This window comes from Cellulosimicrobium sp. Marseille-Q4280 (genome assembly GCF_943181405.1).
Lineage (GTDB): Bacteria > Actinomycetota > Actinomycetes > Actinomycetales > Cellulomonadaceae > Cellulosimicrobium.
Window position 1 is genome coordinate 203,772 of sequence record NZ_CALPBY010000002.1, and the last position, 12,738, is coordinate 216,509.

Sequence of the window (12,738 nt, forward strand, 5' to 3'; positions counted from 1 at the left end):
TCGAGGCCGGGACGTGGTCCACCGGGGTGCGCGCGCCGGCGTGCGCTGCGATGCCCCCGCTCGTCGGGTCCGCGAGCCGCGGGTCATCCCGCGAGCTCCTGCTGGAGCTGCGCGTTCGCGTCGGTCGCCGCCTGGCACAGCTCGTCGACCTGGCCGGAGAAGCGCTCGAGGTCGGCCGGGTCGTACGCGTCGCGGTTGTTGAGATAGCCGATGAGCTGGGACTGCGCCGTCGTGCACTGACCGAGCGCTGCGGCGACCTTGCCTGCGGCGTCGGAGACCCGGCTCTGGTAGTCGAGGTACTGCTGCGAGGCCTCGTTCTCGTCGCCGAGCTGGGCCTTCTCGTTCGCGAGCTCGGCGATCCGGTCCTGCGCGGTGGTGAGCTGGCCCCGGGCCGACTCGAGCTCGGCGTTGGCGCCGTCCAGGTCGGCCTGCAGCCGTGCGACGTCCTCGCCGAGCGCCCGCGCCTGCGTCTCCCAGTCGGCACTGTTCTCCTGCCAGCGCGTGGTGGTGACCCAGAGGTAGGCGCCCACCCCGACCGTCCCGGCGAGCAGCAGGGAGAGGAGGACGATCGTCACGACCACCCACGTGCGCCGGCGTCGGCGCGGGGGAGCGGCGGGCGTCGCGCTCGGCTGCCCCGGCCCGTCCGGGGGTGCGTCGGCCGACAGGCCGTCGGCCCGCCAGGGACGATCGGTCGACGGGCCGACGGGCGTCGGGCCGGGGGCAGGGTCGACGGACGCAGGGTCGACGGACGCAGGGTCGACGGACGAAGGGTCGCGCGGCGCGGGGACGACCGGCGGCGGGCCGTCGGGGGCCGTGCTCCCGGCCGGCGGCGGCGGTGGCGAGGTGCTCAACTCACCGCACCCGTGAACTTCTCGCCGGGACCCTCACCGGGGGCGTCCGGGTAGACCGAGGCCTCGCGGAAGGCGAGCTGGAGCGAGCGCAGACCGTCCCGCAGGGACCGTGCGTGCTGGTTGCCGATGTCCGGCGCGCTCGCGGTGACGAGGGCGGCGAGCGCGTTGATGAGCTTGCGCGCCTCGTCCAGGTCGAGGTGGCCCTGGGCCTCGGCGTCCTCCGCGAGGCCGCACTTCACGGCGGCGGCGCTCATGAGGTGCACCGCGGCCGAGGTGATGACCTCGACGGCGGCGACGTCGGCGATGTCGCGCACGGCGTCCGTCGAGGGGTCCTGCGCGGGGGCGTTCTCGATGCTCATGGCGTCCATCTTTCCATCCGGCCCGACCGTCGCGGTCGAGGCGACCCACGACGGTGCCGATCCGTCGCCCACACCTGCGCCGAGACATGGGAAACCGCCTCGGAACCGTACGGTCCCGGGGCGGTTTCCCACGTATCGACGCCCGGTGGGCGCCGGTCGACGGACGTCAGACGCGCACGGGCTCGCTCGCCGTGCCGGGCTCGCCTGCCTCGATCGGGGCACCCTCGGCCTCGAGCGCCACGCGCAGCGCCGCGCCGAGCTCGGCGTCGACGTTCGTCCAGTACTGGATGGCCCGCTCGCGGATGTCGACGCTCTGCACGCCGCCCACGTGGCCCGTGATCGTCTCGAGGAACCGGGCGCGCGCCGGGCCGTCGAAGACCTCGCGGTAGAGCGTGCCCGCCTGGCCGAAGTCGTCGTCCTCGGGGTGGAGCGTCGCGGCCGCGCGCGTGAGCTCGCCGTCGGCCTCCCAGCCGGTGGACTCGGCCGCACGGGCCGGGTCGGCGTGCGCCCCGCCCCGGCTGTTCGGCGCGTAGACCGGCGTCGTCGCGGAGGAGAAGCCGTAGCGCATCGCGCCGTCCTTCGCGTACGAGTGGCCACCTTCCTCGGCGCCGCGCGGGGCGTTCACCGGGAGCTGGGCGTGGTTCGTGCCGACGCGGTACCGGTGCGCGTCCGCGTAGGAGAAGATGCGCGCGAGGAGCATCTTGTCGGGGCTCGCCGCGATGCCGGGCACGAAGTTGCTCGGTGCGAACGTCGCCTGCTCGATCTCGGCGAAGTAGTTCTCCGGGTTGCGGTTGAGCTCCATGACGCCGACCTCGACCAGCGGGTAGTCGCCGTGCGGCCACACCTTCGTGAGGTCGAACGGGTTGAACCGGTACGTCTTCGCGTCCTCGTACGGCATGACCTGCACCGACAGCGTCCAGCGCGGGAAGTCGCCGGTCTCGATGTGCTCGTAGAGGTCACGGATGTGGTGGTCGGCGTCCGAGCCCGCGAGCTGCGCCGCCTCGTCGGCCGACAGGTTGTCGATGCCCTGCTGGGTGGTGAAGTGGTACTTGACCCAGAAGCGCTCGCCCGCGGCGTTGATCCACTGGTAGGTGTGCGAGCCGAACCCGTCCATGTGGCGCCAGCTCGACGGCAGGCCGCGGTCGCCCATGAGCCACGTGACCTGGTGCGCCGACTCGGGCGACAGGGTCCAGAAGTCCCACTGCATGTCGTTGTCGCGCAGGTTCGACCCGGGCAGGCGCTTCTGCGAGCGGATGAAGTCGGGGAACTTGATGCCGTCACGGATGAAGAAGACGGGGGTGTTGTTCCCGACGAGGTCGTAGTTGCCCTCGCTCGTGTAGAACTTCAGCGCGAAGCCGCGCGGGTCGCGCCACGTGTCGGGCGAGCCGTGCTCACCGGCGACGGACGAGAAGCGGGCGAGCATCTCGGTCTCCGTGCCGGGCTGGAGGACGGCGGCGCGCGTGTACGCGCTGACGTCGCCGGTCACGGTGAAGGTGCCGAACGCGCCGCCGCCCTTGGCGTGGACGACGCGCTCCGGGACGCGCTCGCGATTGAACTGCGCGAGCTTCTCGACGAGATAGTGGTCGTGCAGGACGATCGGGCCGTCGGCGCCGACGGACTGCGAGTGGGCGTCGGACGCGACGGGCGCTCCGGCGTTGGTCGTCGTGTGCGGGGAGGTCATGAGGCGCTCCTTCCAGCGGACCCGGCGAGCGAGCGCGGGGTCCGTAACGGGATCATCGTGAGATAACGGGCGTCGATGGGGTGCGCGAGGTCCACCGGTCCACCCAGTAGGGGTCAGGGCGCGCAGTCGGGGCACAGGCCCCAGAACGTCACCTCGGCGGTGTCGATCCGGAACCCGGAGGTGCTGCTCGGGGTGAGGCACGGGGCGTGGCCCTCGGTGCAGTCGACATCGGAGACGGCGCCGCACGCGCGGCACACGACGTGGTGGTGGTTGTCGCCGAGGCGGCGCTCGTAGCGGGCGGGGTGGCCGGCCGGCTCGATGCGCCGGAGCAGGCCCTTGTCCGTCAGCGTGTTCAGGACGTCGTAGACCGCCTGCACGGAGACGGAGCCCAGCGTCGCGCGCACCGCCCGCAGCACGGTGTCGGCGTCGGCGTGCTGGCGGGTGTCGACGGCGTCGAGCACCGCGAGCCGCGCCGCCGTGACGCGCAGCCCGTGCGCGCGCAGCTCAGCCTCGTGGTCCGTCCCGTGCGGCAACCGCGCCGCACGCTCGGGTGCGGCGGAGGACCGCGTCGATCCCGTCGTCATGACGTCAGCCTAACCCGCTTCTCTGGAAGAGTTCCAATGATGGAGGGCATCTAGTTCACGGCCGCACGGTGACCGGCGCAGGCCGACGCTCGGCATGCCGCCGACCTCTGGTAGTCTTGATGGCTGACCGACCTGCACGACGTGCGTCGGTGATCAGGTGCGGCCACCGGCCGTCCGTGAGCACCGATGCGGGCCAGTGCGGGTGCGCAAGTGGATCCCATCCCACCCGGGTCTCGACCGTCGACGTGATGTCGCGACAGAGGCCGGGTCCTGGTCCGGACGGCTCGCCCTCGTGGTGCGCCGCCCAGACGTGGTCGTCGTGGTGCACCCACGGCTGCCGGAACGATGGCCTCCGCCCTGCGCTCAGGGACGGGGGCCTTCCTCGTACCGGGCGGTCTACCGACGACTTCCTAGGAGCATCACATCAGCGAGCCTCGCATCAACGATCGGATCCGCGTCCCCGAGGTCCGACTCATCGGTCCTGGCGGGGAGCAGGTCGGCGTCGTCCGCACCGAGGTTGCCCTGAGCCTTGCCCAGGACGCGGACCTCGACCTCGTCGAGGTCGCCCCGGACGCCCGCCCGCCCGTCTGCAAGCTCATGGACTTCGGCAAGTTCAAGTACGAGTCGGACATGAAGGCGCGCGAGGCGCGGCGGAACCAGGCGAACACGGTCCTCAAGGAGATCCGTTTCCGGCTGAAGATCGACCCGCACGACTACGGCACCAAGAAGGGCCACGTCGAGCGGTTCCTCTCGGCCGGCGACAAGGTCAAGGTCATGATCATGTTCCGCGGCCGTGAGCAGTCGCGCCCCGAGATGGGCGTCCGCCTGCTGCAGCGCCTCGCGGACGACGTCTCCGAGCTGGGCTTCGTCGAGTCGATGCCCAAGCAGGACGGGCGCAACATGACGATGGTGCTCGGCCCGGTGAAGAAGAAGGCCGACGCCAAGAGCGAGCAGCGCAAGCGCGCCCAGGAGGCCGAGCCGCGGCTGACGAAGTCCGCGCAGCGCGCTGCCCAGCGCGAGCCGGACGCCCCCGAGGGGGACGTGTCGGAGGTCGAGCAGGACGCCCAGGTCGCGAGCCCGGTCACCGAGGCGCCCGTCGCGGAGTCCCAGGTCGCGGAGCCTGCGGCCGAGACGCCCGCGGAGGCGCCGGTCGAGGCCGCCGCTCCCGCGAAGGCCCCCGCCCCGGCGAAGGCTCCTGTCGCTCCGAAGGCCCCCGCGCCGACGAGGGCGTCCGCGCCGGCGAAGGCTCCGGCCCCGGCCAAGGCGCCTGCTGCGCAGCGTCCTCGGGCGCAGTCCGCGGAGCCGGCCCGACCGGCCGCACCGCGTCCCCCCGCGCCGCGGCCGGCCGCGGCACCGGCCCCGGCGGCGTCGGGCACGGCGAAGCCTGCGGTGCCGCGGCCGGCACCAAGCCGGGCGCCCCGCCCCGCGCCGAAGCCCACCCCCCGCGGCAAGGCCGGCTGACGGCCGGCCCACCGACCGAAACTGCTCGGGGTCCGGACCCACCGGCCCGGACCCGAACACGTCGGCCACCGCGAGGTGGCTGACCGGACACAAGGAGACACGGCAGCCATGCCGAAGAACAAGACGCACTCGGGTGCCAAGAAGCGCTTCCGCATCACGGGTACCGGCAAGGTCATGCGCGAGCAGGCCAACGCTCGACACCTGCTCGAGCACAAGGCGACCAAGCGCAAGCGCCGCCTCGCCCAGGACCAGGTGGTCTCGCCCGCCGACGTCAAGTCCATCAAGAAGCTGCTCGGCAAGTGACCCGGTCGCGGTGACGGCACCCCGTCGCCGACCGGCTCACCCTGAGCCCCGAACTGCAAGGAGCATCACGTGGCACGCGTGAAGCGGGCGGTCAACGCCCAGAAGAAGCGCCGTACGACCCTCGAGCGCGCAGCGGGCTACCGCGGCCAGCGCTCGCGCCTCTACCGCAAGGCGAAGGAGCAGGTCACCCACTCCCTCGTCTACTCCTACCGTGACCGCAAGGCGCGCAAGGGAGACTTCCGCAAGCTGTGGATCCAGCGCATCAACGCGGCGTCGCGCGCCCAGGGCCTGACGTACAACCGCCTCATCCAGGGCCTCAAGGCCGCGGGTGTCGAGGTCGACCGTCGCCTGCTCGCGGAGCTCGCGGTCAACGACGTGGCGGCGTTCAACGCGCTCGTCCAGGTCGCGAAGGACGCGCTCCCCGAGGACGTCAACGCGCCCAGGGCCGCGGCCTGAGCATCCACACCGACGCCACGGACGCCCGGCCGGTGCCCGATCCCCTCGACCCCACGCTGACGAACCCTCGCAGCGACCGGGTCAGGGCGGTCCGGGCCCTGTCCGGGCGTCCGGCGCGTTCACGGCACGGTCAGCTCCTCGTCGAGGGCCCCCAGGCCGTGCGGGAGGCCGTCCGGCATGCCGCGGCCCGCGTGCGCGACCTCTACGTGACGCCGTCGGCGGCGCAGCGCTACCCCGAGATCGTCGCCGACGCACGCGCCGCCGCGCTGCACGTCCACGTGGCCACCCCGGAGGTGCTCGCGGCGATGAGCCCGGACGCGCAGGGCGTGCTCGCGGTCGTGCGCGAGGAGCGCCCCGCTCTGGACGACGCGCTCGCGACCGCCGCCGCCGGAGCCGCCGGGCCGCTGCTGGTCGCGGTCCTCGCGACGGTCCGCGACCCGGGCAACGCCGGGACCGTGATCCGCGCCGCGGACGCCGCCGGGGCGGACGTGGTCGTCCTCGCGGGCGACAGCGTGGACGTGCACAACCCCAAGGTGGTGCGGTCGACGGCAGGTTCGCTGTTCCACCTCCCCGTCGTGTCGGGCGTCGCGCTCGACGAGACGGTGGACGCCCTGCGCACGGCAGGTCTGCTCGTCCTCGCGGCCGACGGCGCGGGGGACCACGACCTCGACGACCTCCTCGACGTCGCGGGCAGAGAGAGCGCCGTCGGTCCCGACTCCCGTGCCCAGGAGCTCCCGGACCTCGCCCGGCCCACCGCGTGGGTGTTCGGGAACGAGGCATGGGGGCTCCCCGAGCAGGACCGCGCGCTCGCGGACGCGGTCGTCCGCGTCCCGATCCGCGGCCGGGCCGAGTCGCTCAACCTCGCGACCGCGGCCACCGTGTGCCTCTACGCGTCCGGGCGCGCGCACCGCGGGGTGCGCCGGTGAGGGTCTTCGCCGCGCTGTATCCCGACGTCGCCGCGTGCGACCACCTCGACCTGGCGCTCGGGGCGGTGCGGGCGCAGGAGGCGGTGCGGCCCGACGGTGCGCCCCTCGTGCGCTGGACGCCGCGCGAGCTGTGGCACCTCACGGTCTCGTTCTACGGCGAGGTGCCCGACGGCGCGGTCCCCGACCTCGTCGACGCCCTCACGGAGGTCGTGGACGCCACGCCGCCGCTCGAGCTCAGCCTGCACGGGGCGGGCGTCTTCGACCGGCGGGTGCTGTGGGTGGGTGTGGGCGGACCTCGCGTGGACCTCGACCACCTGCGTGCGCTGAGCTCCGCGGCCGCGGAGGCCGGCTCGGTGGCCGGCGTGCACGTCGACCGCCGCCCGCGCCAGCGCGCGCACCTCACGGTCGCCCGGGCCGCGGCGGGTGCCCGCCAGGCGGACCGGCGGGCCGGACGGCGCGGGCGACCCGCGGGACCGACGCTGCGGGACGCGCTCGAGGCGCCGGCCGCGGCGCTCGCCGTCTACGACGGTCCCCGCTGGCAGGCGACGCGGCTCGCCGTCGTCGCGTCCGACCTCGGTGCCGGCCGGCCGGCGCACCACGAGATCGCGTCGCTGCTGCTCGCCGGCGCGCAGGCCGGTCCGGGCGCGTCGTCCGCCCCTCCGGGCGTCAGGCGCTGAAGCCGACCCACAGGGGGGTGACCACGAGCGCGGCGAGCAGCACGCCGAGGACCGTCGTCGCCGCGCCGAGCACCCGGCTCGGTCGCACCGGCGTCATGTCCCCGCGGGCGCGCGCGGCGCGTCGACGCGCCGCGTGAACCACCCAACCGACGACGCAGCCGACGCCGAGCACGGGACCGACCACGAGGATCGTCGAGTAGGGCGCGACGACTGCCGCGCTCTCGGGTCCCAGGCCGGACGCGGCGCGACCGAGGGCGAGCACCGTCAGCACGGCGCCCGCACCCGGCACGAGCCCGCGCCGCAGCGACGACCAGAACCCGCGGTCGCGCCGGTACCCGCGCGCGGAGGGCGGTCGGGACGCCGCGTCGGGAGCCCCGGCCGGGCCGTGGGTCGTGGTGCCCGACGACGTCCCGGCAGACCGCCGGTCCGGTGCGCGTGCGCCGGGCCCGGCAGGAGGGGGCCGCGCGGTGAGGTCGGCGTCGAGCGTGCGCTGCAGCGGGTCCTGCGGGACCGCGGCGCCCCCGTACACGGGCCACGCCGGCCCGTCCTGCGTCCTCTCCGCCACGCGCACCATCATGCCCCGACCGGGTGGCGCAGCGCTGCCGTGCGAGGATGAGGGGGTGACCGCGCGAGCTGATCGTCGATTTCCCGGGCCCGTCACGGGCCCGCGCTGCTGACGCGCACCGTCACGCCTCCTCACCGGGACGCGGACGCGACCGGTAGGTCGGGGCCCGGACGGGCGCCCTAGAATGTCGCGGACGCGCCCGGCGCGTCCGCGCGTCCGGCCCTCGTGATGCGCCCGTGGGCCCTCCCCACCGTCCAGCCAGCTGTCCCGACATCGCCAGGAAGGCTCGTATGTCCAGCCCTGACGCCGCCGTCGCCCCCGCGAGCGACGGCCCTCCCACCGACGCGCCGTCGCCGCTCGACGCCGACGCCCTCCAGCGGGCGCTCGACGCCGCGCTCGCGGCCGTCGCCGCGGCCCGCGACCTCGACGCCCTGAAGGCCGTGCGCACCGAGCACACCGGCGACCGCAGCGCGCTCGCGCTCGCGAACCGGCAGATCGGCTCCCTCGCGCCCGAGGACAAGAAGACCGCCGGCCGGCTGCTCGGGCCGCTGCGCGGTCGCCTGAACCAGGCCCTCGCCGCGCGCCACGCCGAGCTCGAGGCCGAGCGCGACGAGCGGGTCCTCGTCGAGGAGGCCGTCGACGTCACGCTGCCGACCGACCGCGCCCCCCGCGGCGCGCGCCACCCGCTCGAGACGCTGCAGGAGCGGGTCGCCGACTTCTTCGTCGGCCTCGGTTGGGAGATCGCCGACGGCCCCGAGGTCGAGGCGGAGTGGTTCAACTTCGACGCGCTGAACTTCGGTCCCGACCACCCGGCGCGCCAGATGCAGGACACGTTCTACGTCGCGGGCGACGGCGACGAGCCGTCGAACCTCGTGCTGCGCACGCACACGTCCCCCGTGCAGGCGCGCTCGCTCCTGGCGCGCGGTGTGCCGCTGTACGTCGCGTGCCCGGGCAAGGTGTTCCGCACCGACGCGCTCGACGCCACCCACACGCCCGTCTTCCACCAGGTCGAGGGCATCGCGGTCGACGAGGGCCTGACGATGGCGAACCTCCTCGGGACGCTCGACGCGTTCGCGCAGGCCATGTTCGGCCCGGAGGCGCGCACGCGCCTGCGCCCGAGCTTCTTCCCGTTCACCGAGCCGAGCGCCGAGATGGACCTGTGGTTCCCGCAGAAGAAGGGCGGGCCCGGCTGGATCGAGTGGGGCGGCTGCGGCATGGTCAACCCGAACGTGCTGCGCGCGGCGGGCATCGACCCGGAGGTCTACTCGGGCTTCGCGTTCGGGATGGGCATCGAGCGCACGCTCATGCTGCGCCACGAGATCGCGGACATGCACGACATGGTGGAGGGCGACGTGCGCTTCTCCGCCCAGCTCGGAAGGGGCGTCTGATGCCGTACGTCGACCTGGACTGGCTCGGCGACCACGTCGAGCTCCCTGCGGGCCTCACCGCCGAGCAGCTCGCTGCGGACCTCGTGCGCGTCGGCCTCGAGGAGGAGGAGGTCCACGGCGCGGCCGTGACGGGTCCTCTCGTCGTCGGGCGGGTCCTCGAGCTCTCGCCGGAGCCGCAGAAGAACGGCAAGACGATCAACTGGTGCCGGGTGGACGTCGGCGCGCACAACGTCGACGGCGTCCCCGCGGCCGACGGGGGCGAGCCGCGCGGCATCGTGTGCGGGGCGCACAACTTCGGCGAGGGCGACCTCGTCGTCGTCGCGCTCCCGGGCGCCGTGCTGCCGGGACCGTTCGCCATCGCGAGCCGCAAGACGTACGGCCACGTGTCCGACGGCATGATCTGCTCGCAGCGCGAGCTCGGGCTGGGCGAGGACCACGACGGGATCATCGTGCTCCCGCGCCTCGGGTTCGCCGAGGCCGACCTCACGCCCGGCCAGGACGCCGTCGCGCTCCTCGGCCTGGGGAACGAGGTGCTCGAGATCAACGTCACCCCGGACCGCGGGTACGCGTTCTCCTACCGCGGGGTCGCGCGCGAGTACGCGCACTCGACCGGCGCGCGCTTCACCGACCGGGGCCTCGCGGCCTCGCTGCCGACGCCGCCCCCGGCCGCGACCCCCGACGGCTTCCCCGTGGAGGTCGACGACGCGGCCCCGGTCCGCGGCATCGACGGGTGCGACCGCTTCGTCACGCGCATCGTGCGCGGCATCGACCCGGCCGCGACGACGCCCGCGTGGATGCAGCGCCGCCTCACGGCGTCGGGCATGCGGCCCATCTCGCTCGCGGTCGACGTGACGAACTACGTCATGCTCGACCTCGGCCAGCCTCTGCACGCCTATGACCTCGCACGGGTCGCGGGCCCGATCGTGGTCCGCCGCGCGCAGCCGGGCGAGCGCCTCGTCACCCTCGACGACGCCGACCGGAGGCTCGACGCCGAGGACCTCCTCATCACCGACTCGCCCGACGGCGCCCGCGGCTCGCGGGTCCTCGGGCTCGCGGGGGTCATGGGCGGGGCGTCCTCGGAGGTCGGCCCGACCACGACGGACGTCCTCGTCGAGGCCGCGCACTTCGATCCCGTGTCCGTCGCGCGCACGTCGCGCCGGCACAAGCTGTCGAGCGAGGCGGCGAAGCGGTTCGAGCGCGGCGTCGACCCCCGGCTGCCCGCGGTCGCGGCGCAGCGCGTCGTCGACCTGCTCGTCGAGCACGGCGGCGGCACCGCCGACGCGGCGGTCTCGGACCTGGACCACGTCCCGGCGCCCGTTCCCGTGCGGCTGCCCGTCACGGAGCCGGAGCGGCTCGTCGGCGTGGCGTACTCGCTCGAGCAGATCGTGGGCACGCTGGGCGCGCTGGGCTGCGACGTCGCGGACGGGCCGTCGTCCGGTGGGACGGACGTGCTCGTGGTCACGCCCCCGACGTGGCGACCCGACCTCACCGGGCCGGCGGAGCTGGTCGAGGAGGTCGCGCGGCTCGTCGGCTACGACGAGATCCCGTCGGTGCTGCCGAAGGCGCCCGGCGGCCGCGGCCTGACCCGCGAGCAGGCGGTCCGCCGCTCGGTGGCCCGTGGCCTCGCCGAGGCGGGCTTCGTCGAGACGCTCAGCTACCCGTTCGTCGGGGCGGCCGAGCTCGACGCGCTGCGTCTGCCTGCCGACGACGAGCGCCGTCGTGCCCTGCGACTGGTCAACCCGCTCGCCGACGACCGGCCCCTCATGCGGACCGACCTGCTCACGACGCTGCTCGAGACCGCGCGCCGCAACGTCGGTCGCGGGATGACGGATCTCGCGGTGTTCGAGACCGGGCTCGTGACACGACCGCGCGTCGACGCCCCGGCCGCGCCCTCGCTCCCGCCGGGCGTGCGCCCGACGGACGACGAGCTCGCGGCGCTCGCGGCCGCCGTGCCGGACCAGCCGCGCCACGTGGCGGGCGTGCTCGTCGGCCGGCGCGAGCGCGCCGGGTGGTGGGGCGAAGGGCGGGCCGCCGACTGGACCGACGCGCTCGACGCCACCCGGCTCGTCGCGGAGCACGTCGGTGCCGAGGTCGTGGTGAGCGCCGACACGGCCCGCGCGCCCTGGCACCCGGGCCGCTGCGCGCGGATCGAGCTCGCCGACGGGACCCTCGTCGGGCACGCGGGCGAGCTGCACCCGAAGGTGCTCGAGAACCTCGGGCTGCCCGCGCGGTCGGTCGCGTTCGAGGTGGACCTCTCGGCGCTGCTCGCCGGGTCGAGCGCTGAACCGCTCGTCGCGGCGCCCGTCTCCACGTTCCCTGCCGCGAAGGAGGACCTCGCGTTCGTCGTCGCCGCCGACGTCACGGCCGAGGCGCTGCGCTCCGCGGTGGCCGACGGTGCGGGCGAGCTCCTCGAGGACCTGACCCTCTTCGACGTCTTCACCGGGGAGCAGGTCGGCGCGGGCCGCAAGTCGCTCGCGTTCTCGCTCCGTCTGCGGGCCGCCGACCGGACGCTCACGGCCGACGACGTCGCGCGCGTGCGGGCGGGAGCCGTCGAGGCGGCGCGCGAGCGCGTCGGGGCGGAGCTCCGGGCATGAGCACCGGCACCCCCGTGGACGCGGGCGTGGCGGGTGAGCCCGTCGCGCCTGCACGGACGGCGCTGGTCACCGGGGCGTCGCGCGGCATCGGCCGCGCGATCGCCGTCGGTCTCGCCGCTGCGGGGCTCGACGTCGCGCTGCTCGCTCGGGACGCCGCGCGGCTCCGCGACGTGGCCGACGAGATCACGGCCGGGGGCGCCGGGCACGCCGTCGTCGTGACGGCCGACGTCACCGACGTCGAGGCGGTGTCCGCGGCCGTCGCCGCGGCGGAGGGGGAGATCGGCGGCATCGACCTGCTGGTCAACAACGCCGGACGCGTCGACGCCGAGGTGCCGCTGTGGGAGGCGGACCCCGACGAGTGGTGGGCGATCCTCGAGACCAACGTCCGCGGGCCGTTCCTGCTCGCGCGCGCCGTCGTCCCGGGCATGCTAGCTCGGGGCGGGGGCCGCGTCGTCGACCTCAACAGCGGCGCGGGGTCGCACGACATGGTCGGCGCGAGCGCGTACAACGCGAGCAAGACGGCGCTCCTGCGCCTCGGCGCGAACCTGCACCGCTCGGGCTACGACCGAGGGCTCCGCACGTTCGAGGTCGCGCCCGGTGTGGTGCAGACCGACATGACGGGTTCGATGGTCATGCACCGGGGGCGCACGGAGTGGACGCCGGTCCAGCGCACGGTCGAGATGGTCGTCGCGATCGCCGGGGGCGGCCTCGACGCGTTCTCGGGTTCCTTCGTCCGTGTCACGCACGACTCGCCGGACTCGCTGCGGGCCGCGCTCGACGACGCCGCCCGCGGCGGGCGTGCGGTGCCCGGCCCGGACGGTCGCCGGCTGCGGGTGACGCGCTGGGGCGACGACGACCCGATGCCCGGCGAGCTGCCCCGCCGCTGACCGGCC

Annotated in this window: 13 protein-coding genes; 8 read left to right on the forward strand and 5 right to left on the reverse strand. The window is 74.7% G+C overall.

The genetic code is table 11. The features are described 5' to 3' along the window. Nucleotides 1-83: 83 nt before the first annotated feature. The 4 genes from NFS20_RS05615 to NFS20_RS05630 form a co-directional block, all read right to left on the reverse strand. Nucleotides 84-575 carry a hypothetical protein gene (locus tag NFS20_RS05615; protein WP_251150774.1) on the reverse strand — a complete coding sequence of 164 codons (492 nt, stop codon included), beginning with the start codon at nt 573-575 and terminating at the stop codon, nt 84-86. A 272-nt stretch (nt 576-847) separates the two neighbouring features. Then, nucleotides 848-1,210: a DUF1844 domain-containing protein gene (locus NFS20_RS05620; protein ID WP_251150775.1), complete on the reverse strand. Its 363-nt coding sequence runs from the start codon at nt 1,208-1,210 to the stop codon at nt 848-850. A gap of 166 nt (nt 1,211-1,376) precedes the next feature. Beyond that, a complete protein-coding gene (locus NFS20_RS05625; RefSeq protein ID WP_251150776.1) occupies nt 1,377-2,891 on the reverse strand; it encodes a catalase in 1,515 nt (504 codons plus the stop codon). Between the two features lie 113 nt (nt 2,892-3,004). Continuing rightward, a complete protein-coding gene (locus NFS20_RS05630; protein ID WP_285821104.1) occupies nt 3,005-3,475 on the reverse strand; it encodes a Fur family transcriptional regulator in 471 nt (156 codons plus the stop codon). 474 nt (nt 3,476-3,949) lie between these two features. Here NFS20_RS05630 and infC point away from each other — a divergent pair, with 474 nt between their 5' ends. From infC to thpR, 5 genes are all read left to right on the forward strand, one after another. Next, nucleotides 3,950-4,936 carry a translation initiation factor IF-3 gene (gene infC, locus NFS20_RS05635; protein WP_251151224.1) on the forward strand — a complete coding sequence of 329 codons (987 nt, stop codon included), beginning with the start codon at nt 3,950-3,952 and terminating at the stop codon, nt 4,934-4,936. A 108-nt stretch (nt 4,937-5,044) separates the two neighbouring features. Beyond that, nucleotides 5,045-5,239: a 50S ribosomal protein L35 gene (gene rpmI, locus NFS20_RS05640; RefSeq protein ID WP_108051433.1), complete on the forward strand. Its 195-nt coding sequence runs from the start codon at nt 5,045-5,047 to the stop codon at nt 5,237-5,239. A gap of 69 nt (nt 5,240-5,308) precedes the next feature. After that, entirely contained in the window at nt 5,309-5,695 is a 387-nt protein-coding gene (gene rplT / locus NFS20_RS05645; RefSeq protein WP_251150777.1) for a 50S ribosomal protein L20, read from the forward strand. A gap of 32 nt (nt 5,696-5,727) precedes the next feature. Next, entirely contained in the window at nt 5,728-6,621 is an 894-nt protein-coding gene (locus tag NFS20_RS05650; protein WP_251150778.1) for a TrmH family RNA methyltransferase, read from the forward strand. After that, nucleotides 6,618-7,298 (forward strand): RNA 2',3'-cyclic phosphodiesterase, encoded by a 681-nt coding sequence (gene thpR / locus NFS20_RS05655; protein WP_251150779.1) that lies wholly within the window; start codon nt 6,618-6,620, stop codon nt 7,296-7,298. Before NFS20_RS05650 ends, thpR begins: the two co-directional genes overlap by 4 nt. Here thpR and NFS20_RS05660 read toward each other — a convergent pair. Further along, a complete protein-coding gene (locus NFS20_RS05660; protein ID WP_251150780.1) occupies nt 7,288-7,863 on the reverse strand; it encodes a hypothetical protein in 576 nt (191 codons plus the stop codon). The genes thpR and NFS20_RS05660 overlap by 11 nt on opposite strands. A 290-nt stretch (nt 7,864-8,153) precedes the next feature. Here NFS20_RS05660 and pheS point away from each other — a divergent pair, with 290 nt between their 5' ends. Genes pheS through NFS20_RS05675 form a run of 3 tightly spaced genes read left to right on the forward strand, consistent with a single transcriptional unit; the run spans nt 8,154 to nt 12,732 of the window. After that, nucleotides 8,154-9,251 carry a phenylalanine--tRNA ligase subunit alpha gene (gene pheS / locus NFS20_RS05665; RefSeq protein WP_251150781.1) on the forward strand — a complete coding sequence of 366 codons (1,098 nt, stop codon included), beginning with the start codon at nt 8,154-8,156 and terminating at the stop codon, nt 9,249-9,251. Then, entirely contained in the window at nt 9,251-11,845 is a 2,595-nt protein-coding gene (gene pheT / locus NFS20_RS05670) for a phenylalanine--tRNA ligase subunit beta (RefSeq protein WP_251150782.1), read from the forward strand. Before pheS ends, pheT begins: the two co-directional genes overlap by 1 nt. Then, entirely contained in the window at nt 11,842-12,732 is an 891-nt protein-coding gene (locus NFS20_RS05675) for an SDR family oxidoreductase (protein WP_251150783.1), read from the forward strand. The genes pheT and NFS20_RS05675 overlap by 4 nt, the downstream gene beginning before the upstream one ends. The last annotated feature ends 6 nt before the right edge of the window (nt 12,733-12,738 follow it).